The sequence below is a fragment of the Francisella orientalis FNO12 genome (assembly GCF_001042525.2).
Classification (GTDB): Bacteria; Pseudomonadota; Gammaproteobacteria; order Francisellales; family Francisellaceae; genus Francisella; species Francisella orientalis.
In genome coordinates this window covers 1,224,753-1,237,483 of the sequence record NZ_CP011921.2, presented here as the reverse complement: position 1 = coordinate 1,237,483, position 12,731 = coordinate 1,224,753, and the positions used below count along the sequence as shown (strand labels likewise).

The following is a 12,731-nucleotide window of genomic DNA, read 5'->3' as shown; positions in this document are numbered from 1 at the left end:
AGCCTTGCTATTCAGATTATTGACTGAGATTCAAAATCAAGAGCAGCAGAATAGCTTATATATTCTAGTTCAGGTTGATTTTGTTTAGTTACCTTTTCTACTGTCTTTTCTTTCTTGTTATTTTTAACAGTTTTAGCCTTGTCTTTTTTAGCATTATTTTGTTTAGATGCTTTATCATCTTTATCTAATTTAGCTTTTTTAGGTTGTTGTTCTTTAACAACAGCTTCATCTACTATTTCAATGGTTTCTTTTATTTCTTCATGAGTACTATTGCTTTCTGCTTCTATATTTTCAAGTTTTGCAGTTTCTTCAGCTTGTCTAGCAGCTTCTTTAAGAATATTTATTTCTTTATCTACTGAAACAGTATCAAATTTTAAGTATTTATTAGTTTTTGCTTTCTCTTGGGTAGCAACTTTTGTAGCTCCATCATCTTTCAAGCTATCATAGTTTTCTAAAACATCTTTAACCATAAGAGAGACAAACTCTTCAGGGTTTTTAGATATTACCTTCTTAATGTTATCTGTTTTTTCTGCTATTTGATTCTGGTATTTAAGCTGAGTAATATCTACAACCTCTTCAGCATTATTAAGATTTAGATTATTACTTCTGCTGTTGTTACGATTGTTTGATTTTTTATCAAATTTATCATTACCTGATTTATTTTTGTTACGATCATTTCTGTTATCATTATTTCTACGATCGTTACGTTGGCCATTATCTCTTTCTTCTCTATTGTCTTGAGACTTTTGGACTGGAGGTTTTTGACCTTTATTATTATTTTTGTTATCGTTACGATCATTATTATTGTTATTGCCTTTACGATCGTCACGCTGATTATTTCCTTTTTGAGGTCCTTTATCTTGAGACTTTTGAGGTTTTTGAGCATTGTCTTTATTGTAGTTCTGCTTATTTTGAGGTTTCTCATTCTCAGCAGCGATATCTTCAGTACTACCTGTAAGCTTAGTTAATAATTTGCTAAAGAAGCCTTTCTTCTTTGATTCTTGTTTTGTATTACTTTCTCTTTTATTGTCTTGAGTAGTATTAGCATCAATGATCTTATTTTCTTGAGGCTTGTCTTCTTTAGCATCTAAGTTTTGATCGTTAGACGTTGGTTTGGTTAGCTCAACTGCAGCAATTTTCTTTTTTCCTGCTTTAGGGATTTCAACGTTAAATACATCTTCTATTAAGTCAGAGCTAGTACGATTTGATTTGTAGCCTGTACCCCAAATTCTTTGCATTTGAAACTTTGGAGATTCCATGTTGAAGTTAGGAATTAGCATAACTTTGACTTCAGAAATTCTTTCGATTTCAACGATACTATCTCTTTTCTCATTTAGTATATATGCAGCTATATCAACTGGTACTTGAACACGTATCTCATTTGTATCTTCTTTGATAGCTTCTGCTCTGATTTTGCGTAAAATAGTAAGCGCAGTAGCTTGAGTAGTTTTAATGAATCCATGACCATCACAACGAGGGCACTTTTGCATTACACTTTCATTAATTGATGAACTTAAACGTTGTCTAGATATTTCGACAAGTCCAAGTTTGGATATACGTGACATCTGGATGCGTGCTCTATCTTGTTGAAGCGCTTCCATTAGCTTTTCTTCAACCTGCTTTCTATTTGGATAGAATGCCATATCAATAAAATCAACAATAATAAGACCACCAAGATCTCTAATTCTAAGTTGACGAGCAACTTCTTCAGCAGCTTCTAAGTTTGTTTTAAAAGCTGTTGTTTCAACATCTTCAGCTTTGTTAGCGCGAGATGAGTTAACATCAATGGCAACTAAAGCTTCTGTTGTGTCAATTACTATAGATCCACCAGAAGGTAATCTAATTTTTCTTTTGTAAGCATTTTCTATCTGTTGGTCTATGCCAAATTGAGCAAATATTGGTAGTTCTTCGTTGTATAACTTTACTTTGTTTATATCAAAACTTTGTCTAAGTAGACCTAGTTGTCTTTTAACATCTTCAAAGCATTCTTTAGAGTCTACAATAATTTCTTTGACGTCTTCTTTTAGATGATCTCTAACTGTTCTGACAATTATGTCACTCTCTTTGTGAAGTAGGGCAGGCTTTTTAATTCTATGGTAAGCCTTGAATATTGAATCCCATAACTCAACTAGAGTGTCGAAATCATGTTTTAACTCTTCAAAAGAGCACTCAACACAAGCTGTTCTAGCAATTACGCTCATGTTTTTAGGAATATTTAGATCCTTTAAATACTTTTTCAGTCTTTCTCTATCTTCACCTTCTACACGACGTGAAATACCACCACCATCTGCATTGTTTGGTAGTAAAACCATATATGAGCCAGCAAGTGTAATAAATGTAGTTAAAGCAGCACCTTTATCACCACGCTCCTCTTTGTCGATTTGAACTATTAACTCTTGACCCTCAGAAAGAAGATGCGCAATATTCTCACCATTTGGTACGTCTTTTAGATAATATTCAGAAACTTCTTTGAACGGTAGAAAGCCGTTCTTTTCTTCACCATAATTGACAAATATCGCATTTAAACTAGGTTCGATTCTAGAAATGTAGCCTTTATAAATATTAGCTTTTTTTTGTTCTCTATCAACATTCTCGATATCTAAGTCAATAAGTTTTCCGTTATCTAAAGTAGCAATTCTTGTTTCTTCACTACTTTTACTATTTATTAGTATTTTTTTCATTTCTTAGTTAATTCCTTTAATAATATAATGTTCACAACTAACTGTTTAATGAGCTAGCTCGTTAAGTTCAGACCTTTTTGGTCTTTTTAATAAATCGCTTTCATAGACTATTTCATATATGAAACTGACTAAATTTACCATCTTTAATCATAAGCCTATTTTGTTAACGATTTTGTTAAAGTACTATGTACACAATTATTTGATATAATATCAATATTAGCTAATAATTAAAAGAATTATTGATTTTTAATGAGTCTTATTTATCTAGATTATGCAGCGACTACTCCACTTAGTCAAAATGTCAAAAAAACAATGCTAAAGTCGATTAGTGATGACTCTGATTTTTTTAATTCTGGATCATCAACTTATGAGCAGGGTTTATTAGTTCGAGATAAAATTGAGCAAGCAAGGGTATCTATAGCAGATAGTTTGTCTGTTTTGCCTAGAGAGATTATTTTTACGTCAGGGGCTACTGAGTCAAATAATCTTGCAATAAAAGGAGTTGCTCGCGCTTATCAAAATAAAGGTAAGCATATAGTTACATCAAAAGTTGAACATAAAGCGGTACTTGATGTTTGTAAGTTTTTAGAGGCCAAAGGATTTGAAGTTACATACTTAGATGTAGATGGATTTGGACAGATTGATTTAGAGCAACTTAAAAAAGCTATTAAACAAGAGACTATACTTGTAAGCTTAATGGCTGTGAATAATGAACTAGGAACCTTAAATAATCTCCGTGAGATCGGCAAGCTAACTAAGCAAAGAGGTATAGTTTTTCATGTTGATGCTGCTCAAGGATATGGCAAGATTGATATTGATACAAATGATATGAATATTGATTTGTTATCGGTATCTGGACATAAAATTTATGCTCCAAAAGGTGTGGGATTTTTATATGTGAGATCTAAAAGGCCGAAGATTAAACTAGAAAAACAGATACATGGTGGGGCGCAGGAATTTAATCTAAGAGCAGGAACATTAGCAAATTATCAGATATTTGCATTAGCTGAGGCTGTAAAAGAGATGTTTGCTAATAGACAGAATAATCTACAGTACATAAAGGATTTGCGAGATGCTTTTTTGAACGTTATTAGAGAAGTTAATAATATAAAGATAAATACAAAGCTAGATAATAGCTATCCTGGGATTTTGAGTATTACTTTTGTAGGTGTAAAAGGTGAAGCTTTGTTAGCAATGTTAGATGGCATTTGTACGTCTATGGGTTCTGCATGTAATTCTCAAGCTGTTGAACCATCTCATGTTTTAGTTGCTATCGGTCTGAGTGCTGATCAGGCAGAATCTACAATTAGAGTTTCATTTGGTTTGCATACTTCAAGAGAGCAGGTTGTATTAGCAGCTAAAAGACTAACAGGAAAAGTTAAGCTTTTGAGAGCTATATCTCCACAAGGAGAGGAAAATGTATAACGATTTAGTAAAGAAACTCCTTGCTGAGATTAATTTTGAAGACGCTGTTATTTTGCCTGAGCAAGTCAAATATTGTGTGATTGATAATTTTTCGGTTATAGAGATGTATATTTCTGAAGAAAAAATCTCATTTAGAGTTTATAGTGATGCTTATATGCTAGCAATGATAAAATGGTTGCAAAAAAAATTACAACATAAAACTGATATTAAAAAAATAACACTACAAGAGCTTGTCAAGGAGTTTGATCTGCCTGAGTTTAAATATAGAAATGCTTCGCAAATAATCGAACTTATTGAGAAAATAAATGCAGCAGTTGTATGACTTTTATATATTGCATCAGTGTAAATATAAAGAAAACTCTCTACTTGTAAGTATATTCACTCGAGAGTTTGGCAAGATTTCGGGGTTAATAAGGGTTAATAAAAAAACAATAAACCTATATCAACCTTTAGTTAAGTTAAGAGGGCAAATTAGTCTTGCCAAAAAATCAGATGGATTATCTAAAATCTATAATGTAGAGTTTGTTGAGTCATTTTATCAAAACACATATATCAATCTATTATCATTGCAGTACATGAATGAGTTGATATATCTGCTGTTGAATTACTCCCATGAAGAAGAATTTTTATTTGAGAAATATGCTTTTATTCTAAAAAATATAAATGAAATTAATTATAAATATTTGTTGAGAATGTTTGAGCTTGAGTTGCTAGATAGTCTTGGGCAGAGAGTTTATGTCGATTGTGATATTGATGGTATGCTTATTGATGAGAGTTTAAGTTATTCGATATTTGCCACGGGTTTTAAAAAAAATCTATCAACTATTCCAAATAGTATTGCTGGGAAAAATCTTTTGAAAATCAATCAATCAGTGAGCTCATGGACAACTAAAGATTTAAAAGCCATTTCTAAAGTTACTCGTGCCTATATTGATTATGCTTTAGCAGGTAAGCAGTTAAAAAGTCGTAAACTTTTAATAGATTATTTGAATTTGGGTAAAAAATAGTCTTTGTAATTATATTTTGTTAGATAACTTGTTCTTAAACGCTTTGATGAAAGATATTGTAGGCGGTATTAAAGATACAATAATAATTAAAATGACAAATAAACCGAAATATTTTTTGACAAAAGCATTATTACTAAAGAAAAATGCTAAGTAGACAATAGAATAAACCCATACAAAAGCACCGATAATACCCATTAATACAAATTTAAGATATCTCATACGTGCCATACCGGCTGTGAAAGGCATAAATGTTCTTGCAAGTGGTGTAAATCTTGCCAATATGATTGCAGCAGCACCATATTTATTAAAAAAATCTTGTGCCTTAAGTAGGAGAGCTGTTTTGAGGATTTTTGCATCATCTTTAAAAATCCGTTTACCGACCATTCTGCCAAGGAAATAGTTGCATGAGTCACCACATACAGCTGCAGCCACAAGTATTGGAGCTAATATATGAACATTTAAACTAGTCGCTACTCCAGTAAGTCCTAGTGCAAAAAGTAAAGAGTCTCCAGGTAAAAAGGGTGTTACCACAAGCCCAGTTTCACAAAAAATTACTAAAAAAAGTAATAGATAAGTCCAGTCACCAAGTATGTTTATATAGGTACTAATAAATTGATCTAGATGTAGGATAATATGAAATAATGCTGAAATCGTATCCATAAATTATTCATTTTGAATGTTTTGTCGTTAGATTATAAAAAAATAATATCTAAAGGTTAAGTTCTTTTTACTTTTATTTTATTTATAATCCCTTTTAGAATAATTTGAATCACTACTACAGCTACAATAATGGCAATAATTAAGCTTAGATACTGTTTTACAAAATAATTATCACTAAAGAAATATACTGTATATGTAATTGAAAAAGACCAAATAACAGCTGATATAGCTCCTAATGTAACGAATTTTGCATAGTTCATGTTGCTAACTCCAGCAACAAAAGGAGTAATTGTTCTAACAAAAGCGATGAAACGTGAAAAAATTATTGCTTTTGTGCCATATTTGTCCAAAAGCTCTTTGGTTTTGATCAAATATGCCTTTTTGAGAATTCTAGCATGTGTGCTAAATAACTTCTCACCAATAAATTTACCAGTAATGTAATTGCATGAGTCTCCGACAATAGCTCCTAAACAAATCGATAAAACTGCTAAATGAATGTTGATGCTTGTAGCTGCGGCTGTTATGCCGATTGTAAATAGTAAAGAGTCACCTGGAAAAAATATTCCAAGAACAATTCCTGTTTCACAAAAAATTATAAAAAATAGTAGTATATAAAACCAAATACCTAAAATATCTATGAAGTAATTTATATACTCATTGAAATGGATAATAAAATCAAACATTGCTTTACTCCGGTTTGATTTTTATTGATAAAGCATGGATTTGTGACATAAGTGATTGTGTACATCTGAATATTTCTTTATGTGCTTTAATTTTTGCCATATCACTTAATTTCTTAGATGAAATATTGATTACATAGTAGCATTTGCCTTCTATAAATCCTCTATGTTTTGCGTGTTTGTGTGTTTCATCTATTATTTCAATTGTTGCTAGGGGATCAAGTTCTGATAGTATTTTGTTTTTAATTTCATTAGCTACAGTAGTACTATCCATATTATACTAATATCCTCGTAGGTGTAATAATTAAATCAAGCTTAATATCATATATATCTATGATGATATCATCATTTTGCTGTTCATCAAAGGCTATACCTATAGTTAAAGGGGAATTACTGTTTTTTTTGAAGCTTAAAGTATAGTCGTAAAAACCTCCTCCCATACCCATTCTAAATTTATCTTTATTGAAACCAACAATTGGTATGATAATAATATCAAGCTCCCAAGCAGTGATAATATCAGGTGCTGAATATATAGGTTCTTTAATCTTATATTTATTTAGATAATACTCTTTTGAATCTTTTGCAAACCATAAACCATGTTTTATAAAAGGATGAACTATAGGTAAATAAATATTTTCGAAGTAGCTATTGATTGAAAAGGTATTAACTTCATTTTTAAGAGAAACAAAGCTAGCTATTTTTGGATTTGAGAAGTTGTTTTTAATATAATCTATGACTTTAAAGTTGATTTCAGATGACAGTTCATCTTTACCATTTAGATTGTTCCTAATATTTAAAAGTTCTCGGCGTATATGCTCTTTAATCATGACTAAAACAATAAAATAATTAGTTGTCCAGATTACCGTTTTAGTTCAATGTTCTTGATCTCTATGGCATCAAGTTTGGGTGCCATAGTCTCAACGTTGGGCTTCTTTGTGAATGCATTGCATCAAAGCTTGCTCTCTAGTTCAAACACCAAGCTCCCTATTCTAAGTATCGGTACAAGATTGCAACTAAATCACCAATAGTCCAGACAACTAAACTTTTGAATACGTATGTATTATAAATGACTATATGTTTTCTTTGAATAATTTATGGTAAAAAGTTTGTAGATATATTACTTGACTTTGTTTGATTTGACTTATCTACTTTTAGTGCGTGCCGAGAAGTTATTTTATTAAGCTAATACTTTTAAAAAAATACCTATAACTAATTATCTATATACAGTAAAATATCAGTTAATTAAATATATAAAATAAATTCTATCTATGAAAAATGAAAAACCTAATTTTGAAGATGTCGCGGAAGCTCTAAAAGTAATGCAAGCTTTAACTACAGCTTCAGAAGCACATGGGCTACTTTGTGCATTGTTTAGCTTCGGAGCAGAAGTCAAATTCACTGCGTGGTCAGATTCTTTGATGACAAAGCCAATCGAAGAAGGTGATTTGATAGCGGCTTCGGCTTTACAGACTATGAAAAAACTTTATGACTACACTCAGTCGCAGTTTGATGAAAAAGGGTTAAGTTTTGATCTATTCTTACCAGAAGATGATGAGCCTTTAAACTATAAAGCTGAAGCATTAACTTATTGGATTAGAGGTTTTTTGTCTGGTGTGGGTTTATTTGGTTTAGACTACGAAAATTCTAAAGATAGAGAGACTAAAGAAGCAATAAGTGATTTGATGAAAATATCTTATATGGATTATGAAGCTCTTGAAGATAATGATGACTGTGAACAAGACTTCATTGAATTGCTTGAGTATACAAAAGTTGCAGTATTACTAATTGATAGTGAAAAAGTTTAGGTATTTATATGAATACTAAATATGATATAGCGATTGTTGGTGGAGGTATTGTTGGCTTATTAACTTCATTAGCGCTTGCTAGAACGGGATGTTCAATTATTCATATTGAAAAAGATGAACTAGAAGTCAAAAATGATAATCGCAGTATCGCTGTGTCTTATTCATCTATAGCATTTTTGAATACTCTTGGCTTGTGGGATAAAGTCGCTAGTAAAACTCAATCCATAAAAAAGGTTCATGTCTCTGATAAAGGACGATATGGTAGAGCTGAGATTTTTGCTGAGGATGAGAATCTGCCATTTCTTGGGGCCATTGCTCCAATGCAGGAGTTATTGTCAGTTGCTTTACAAAGTGTTACAGAAAATCAAAACATTGAAAAAGCTTTTGAGACTAATGTGATTAGTTTGCAAAAAGATATTGATAGTTACTCATTAATTGTTGAGCAGGAGCAACAAAATAAAATAATACAAGCTTCTCTGATAATCGCTTGTGATGGTGCGAACTCAAGTATGCGTAAAATGCTAAATGTAGGTGCTAAAACTACTGATTATAAACAAGATGCGATGGTTTTTGATATTCAGACGGATCAAGACAATCAAAATACAGCATATGAAAGGTTTATGACTGATGGTGTGCTTGCAATGCTTCCTAAATCAAAAACTACAATGGGTTGTGTTTGGACTGTTGATAGAGATAATTCAAAAGAAAAACTAAATTTAGACAAAAATGAATTTCAAGAGATGATTCAAGATAGATTTGGTTACAGATTAGGTGAAATTAGGGTTGCAACAAAACCTGCTATTTTCCCTTTATATCTTGTTCAATCAAATGAAGTATATAAAAATAATGTACTATTTTTTGGTAATGCCTTACATTTTTTACATCCAGTATTTGGTCAAGGAATGAATTTGAGTATTCGAGATATCGGCTTTTTATATGATTTAATCGTTGAAAGTGATTTTTCACAAAATTCTATAGCAGAAGTTCTAGAAGAGTTTACTAAAGTTAGAAAGCCGGATCATGATAGAACAATTAATATTACACATGGATTTGTGAAATGGTTTGTTTCAAATGATTTTAAATTTGTTGTAAGTAGAAATATTGGATTACATTTGTTACAAAGAAGCAAACTGGCCAAAAAAGTTCTATCTCGAGTGATGATGGGTAAGCTAACAAGAGGTTCAACACTAATGAGAAAGGTGGTTGAAGATGAACATTAGAAATATCCAGAAAGATGTAGTGATTGTTGGTGGTGGTATGGTTGGGCTTAGTTTAGCTTTATCTTTGCATCAAAATGGTCTACAAGTCGCTGTAATAGAAGCAAGAGAAATAAATCATAAGCATCACAATTCAGATAGAGTAGAAACTAGGGTGAGTGCGGTTAATCATACATCAAAGAGACTGCTACAAGATTTGGGTGTTTGGAAAGCCATTAAAAGCAATCGTATATCACCATATTATCAAATGCGTGTTTGGGATGATGTTCATAGTGAAAGTATTACTATTTCAGCAGAAGAAATATCTGAGCATAGTTTGGGTAATATTGTAGAAAATGATGTTATAACACAAGCTCTTATTGCTGAAATTAGTAATACAGGTATTGAAATTTATGCGAATCAGATGATTGAAAAGATCCAAAAGAATGGTAACACGGAATTAGTTGTTTTAGCTGATAAAATTATCGAAACTAGCTTGATCGTCGGCGCAGATGGAGCTAACTCTTTTGTTAGAGATTATTTTAATTTTGAAACTAAAGTTAAACCATATAAACATACTGCGATAGTAGCAACTCTTGAGCTTGAAAAACAACATAATCAAACTGCATATCAAAGGTTTTATGATAAGGGAGTTTTAGCATTTTTACCGTTAGAAAATCCTAATAAAGCTTCGATCGTTTGGTCTGTAAAAACTGATTATGTTAATTTCTTGATGAGTTTAGCTGATGAGAAGTTTGAATTAGAGTTAGCAAAAGCAATTAATAATACTCTTGGGAGTGTAAAACTTTTATCAAAAAGATTTAGCTTTGAACTAGCTCAACGTCACGCTAAGAGCTATATTAAAAGTAATGTTGTACTAGTCGGTGACGCCGCTCATACAATCCATCCACTAGCTGGTCAGGGTGTAAATATTGGCTTTAAGGATGTTATAGCTTTGAGTAAGGTTGTAAGAGAAGCTTTTGCCAAAGGTAGATTGATTGGGCATATCTCAACGTTAGATAAATACCAACGCGAAAGAAAGCTTGATAATACTAAGATGATAGCTCTTATGAAAGCTTTCAAAGAAGTCTTTGGTAGTGAGAATGATTATATTAAAAAAGCTCGCAGAGCTGGATTTGAGTTTGTTGATAAGTATAGTATTGTTAAAAGTTTAGTAGTAAAACAGGCTTTGTAAACTTATTGATTAATTTCTTGTCGAGCTTTTTCTAAATCTTTTAGAAAATCTTGGTTTCCATTTAAAATTGTAAAGTTTGCTAAAGCTACAGTTCTAGCAGCTTGGATATCACTTTTCCAATGTACTCCGCAAATAACTCGACTTTGCGATTTTCTATCAGCTAACTCAAAAAGCTGCTTAGCTGTTTGTGGTTTCAGTTCTGCTAGAATCATAGCGTAATTCCAAGCTCTAGATGAGTGTCCAGAAGGGTATGAGTAGCTACTAGGATCTTCATCAGGGTCGCAAGGTCTTCTATCAAAAAACACAAAAGGTCTTACTCTCTTGTATTTTTCTTTTGCTGATTGTTTTATATTTGATACATCAGTTGTTGATCTATTTAATAAAGTGTATATTTCAGGAGTTTTGTTTTTAGTGATTTCTTGGCCAAAAGCTTTGCTAAAATCAGCGATATGAACATCTTGGTCATTGGATGCGTCATGAATTGCTATTTTATAGTCAGTAGTATTTTTATTTTGGCTAAATACTGCTTCTGATATAGCTTTGTCACTAGAAAATGCTTGTGAGTCTGTACTTGGAGGAGCCCCGATAATGTCATCTATATTTATGATTTTATTTTTGGGTATATATCCACTAGGCCAGTTGCTAGCGAAAGATGCTGATAATGTTACAAAAATAATAATTGTAGTGCATAGAAATTTTTTCATAGTTAGTTTTTGGGTATTAAATTAGTTTTGGAAAATTATATTAACATATTCAGATGTATAGGAAATATTAGTTAAGAGTAAATCTTCATAAATTTATCCTTTAGTTATCACTTCTAACAGAAACTCTATATTGCTATAAATATAAAAAACAGATGATTTTAATTATAAATTAGATTTCTAAATAGGTGAATTTACAAATATTAAAACTTCTTAATATCAATTCCTAACTTCTTTTGTAGTTTTTCAATATAGGAGAATTCAGATTCTTTAATTAGCAAAATGCTATTACCAGATTTACCCATACGACCTGTTCTACCTGCTCGATGTTGGTAATCTTCTGCTTTTGATGGGATATCATAATTTATTACAAAATCAACATCATTAATATCAAGTCCTCTAGCTGCAACATCAGAGGCAACTAAAACTTTGATTTGTCCAATTTTGAATTTTTTGATGGTATTAGCTCTATCAATTTTATTTTGTTCACCATGAATAGAGCCAACCCCACATTCTAGTTTATCTATTTTTTTTGTAACGAAATCAACGTCATTGTTTCTATGTAGAAATACTATAGATTTGGAAGGAGATATTTTGTTTAGTAACTTTCGTAATGAATCGGTTTTACGATTACCATCAGCTATGATATAGCTATGTTCTATAGTTTCTTTTTCTTTGGAGTCATCAATAAGCTCTAAATTTTCAATAAAACCACTCGCAATATCAAAGGCGTGGTTTTTGATAGTAGCAGAGCCTAATATATATTGTAGATTTGTGGTTTTAGAGATGATTTGTTTTAAAAGCTTTAAGCTGTCATCTTCAAGCATACGATCTGCCTCATCAATAATACAGTATTGTAGATGAGCAGCCTTTAGTTTTTTTTGATCGATAAGTTCTAGAATTCTGCCAACAGAGCCAACTACAATATTTGGTTTTTTCTTTAATTTTTCTTTTTGTCTGTCTATCGATGCTTTACCAATTAGTGCTAGTGATTTAATGCCTATGCTTGAGAATGTCTCATTTATAAAATTACTAATTTGAATGGCTAACTCATGAGTGGGTGTGAAAAAAACAACTTGAGTAAGAGGTTTTTTATCTATTAATAGTTTATTTATAATTGGCAAAATATAAGCAAGTGTTTTACCACTACCAGTTGGTGACTTTAGCCAGATATTTTCTCCATTTGAGATTTTTTCAAAGCTTAAAATTTGTGAATTTGTAGGTGTTTTGATGTTTTTATTTTCTAATATTTCTATAATGTCTTGGCTTATATGTAAGTCTGAAAATAGCATATATATTTATAATTAAATTATTATACCTATGGATAATAACACAATAGAGAGATAATGGCCTAAATTGTTATATCTATTAACTAAGATAT

13 protein-coding genes and 1 other RNA gene are annotated in these 12,731 nt (G+C 31.3%); 6 read left to right on the top strand and 8 right to left on the bottom strand.

Features of this window, described 5'->3' with window-relative positions; translation table 11 throughout:
• Positions 1 to 11: 11 nt before the first annotated feature.
• Positions 12 to 2,681 carry an Rne/Rng family ribonuclease gene (locus tag FNO12_RS06430; RefSeq protein WP_014715484.1) on the bottom strand — a complete coding sequence of 890 codons (2,670 nt, stop codon included), beginning with the start codon at positions 2,679 to 2,681 and terminating at the stop codon, positions 12 to 14.
• A gap of 249 nt (positions 2,682 to 2,930) precedes the next feature.
• On the opposite strand from FNO12_RS06430, the gene FNO12_RS06425 reads away from it, so the two are divergent.
• Genes FNO12_RS06425 through recO form a run of 3 tightly spaced genes read left to right on the top strand, consistent with a single transcriptional unit; the run spans position 2,931 to position 5,113 of the window.
• Positions 2,931 to 4,106, top strand: a complete 1,176-nt coding sequence (locus tag FNO12_RS06425) for a cysteine desulfurase family protein (protein ID WP_014715485.1) — start codon at positions 2,931 to 2,933, stop codon at positions 4,104 to 4,106.
• On the top strand, positions 4,099 to 4,428 hold the full coding sequence (locus FNO12_RS06420) for a hypothetical protein (RefSeq protein WP_014715486.1): 330 nt from the start codon (positions 4,099 to 4,101) through the stop codon (positions 4,426 to 4,428). Before FNO12_RS06425 ends, FNO12_RS06420 begins: the two co-directional genes overlap by 8 nt.
• Positions 4,412 to 5,113: a DNA repair protein RecO gene (gene recO / locus FNO12_RS06415; RefSeq protein WP_014715487.1), complete on the top strand. Its 702-nt coding sequence runs from the start codon at positions 4,412 to 4,414 to the stop codon at positions 5,111 to 5,113. Before FNO12_RS06420 ends, recO begins: the two co-directional genes overlap by 17 nt.
• Before the next feature lie 9 nt (positions 5,114 to 5,122).
• On the opposite strand, the gene FNO12_RS06410 is transcribed toward recO, so the two are convergent.
• The 5 genes from FNO12_RS06410 to ssrS form a co-directional block, all read right to left on the bottom strand.
• Positions 5,123 to 5,773 (bottom strand): VTT domain-containing protein, encoded by a 651-nt coding sequence (locus tag FNO12_RS06410; RefSeq protein ID WP_014715488.1) that lies wholly within the window; start codon positions 5,771 to 5,773, stop codon positions 5,123 to 5,125.
• 56 nt (positions 5,774 to 5,829) lie between these two features.
• Complete coding sequence (locus FNO12_RS06405; RefSeq protein ID WP_014715489.1) at positions 5,830 to 6,456, bottom strand: VTT domain-containing protein; 627 nt, start codon at positions 6,454 to 6,456, stop codon at positions 5,830 to 5,832.
• A gap of 4 nt (positions 6,457 to 6,460) precedes the next feature.
• The gene (locus tag FNO12_RS06400) at positions 6,461 to 6,727 is read right to left on the bottom strand and encodes a BolA/IbaG family iron-sulfur metabolism protein (RefSeq protein WP_014715490.1); all 267 of its coding nucleotides are present in this window, start codon (positions 6,725 to 6,727) and stop codon (positions 6,461 to 6,463) included.
• A gap of 1 nt (position 6,728) precedes the next feature.
• Positions 6,729 to 7,280 (bottom strand): 5-formyltetrahydrofolate cyclo-ligase, encoded by a 552-nt coding sequence (locus tag FNO12_RS06395; RefSeq protein WP_014715491.1) that lies wholly within the window; start codon positions 7,278 to 7,280, stop codon positions 6,729 to 6,731.
• Positions 7,281 to 7,300: 20 nt separating this feature from the next.
• Positions 7,301 to 7,492: non-coding RNA, 6S RNA (gene ssrS / locus FNO12_RS06390), on the bottom strand.
• Between the two features lie 229 nt (positions 7,493 to 7,721).
• Between ssrS and FNO12_RS06385 the strand changes: the two genes are divergently transcribed.
• From FNO12_RS06385 to FNO12_RS06375, 3 genes are read left to right on the top strand one after another with little or no spacing between them, the layout of a single operon-like run.
• Complete coding sequence (locus FNO12_RS06385) at positions 7,722 to 8,258, top strand: UPF0149 family protein (protein WP_014715492.1); 537 nt, start codon at positions 7,722 to 7,724, stop codon at positions 8,256 to 8,258.
• A gap of 8 nt (positions 8,259 to 8,266) precedes the next feature.
• Positions 8,267 to 9,478, top strand: a complete 1,212-nt coding sequence (locus tag FNO12_RS06380) for an FAD-dependent monooxygenase (protein ID WP_014715493.1) — start codon at positions 8,267 to 8,269, stop codon at positions 9,476 to 9,478.
• Positions 9,468 to 10,649, top strand: a complete 1,182-nt coding sequence (locus FNO12_RS06375; RefSeq protein ID WP_014715494.1) for a UbiH/UbiF/VisC/COQ6 family ubiquinone biosynthesis hydroxylase — start codon at positions 9,468 to 9,470, stop codon at positions 10,647 to 10,649. Before FNO12_RS06380 ends, FNO12_RS06375 begins: the two co-directional genes overlap by 11 nt.
• A 2-nt stretch (positions 10,650 to 10,651) precedes the next feature.
• On the opposite strand, the gene FNO12_RS06370 is transcribed toward FNO12_RS06375, so the two are convergent.
• On the bottom strand, positions 10,652 to 11,353 hold the full coding sequence (locus tag FNO12_RS06370; RefSeq protein ID WP_014715495.1) for an acid phosphatase: 702 nt from the start codon (positions 11,351 to 11,353) through the stop codon (positions 10,652 to 10,654).
• A 200-nt stretch (positions 11,354 to 11,553) separates the two neighbouring features.
• Positions 11,554 to 12,642 (bottom strand): DEAD/DEAH box helicase, encoded by a 1,089-nt coding sequence (locus tag FNO12_RS06365; RefSeq protein ID WP_014715496.1) that lies wholly within the window; start codon positions 12,640 to 12,642, stop codon positions 11,554 to 11,556.
• Positions 12,643 to 12,731 lie beyond the last annotated feature (89 nt).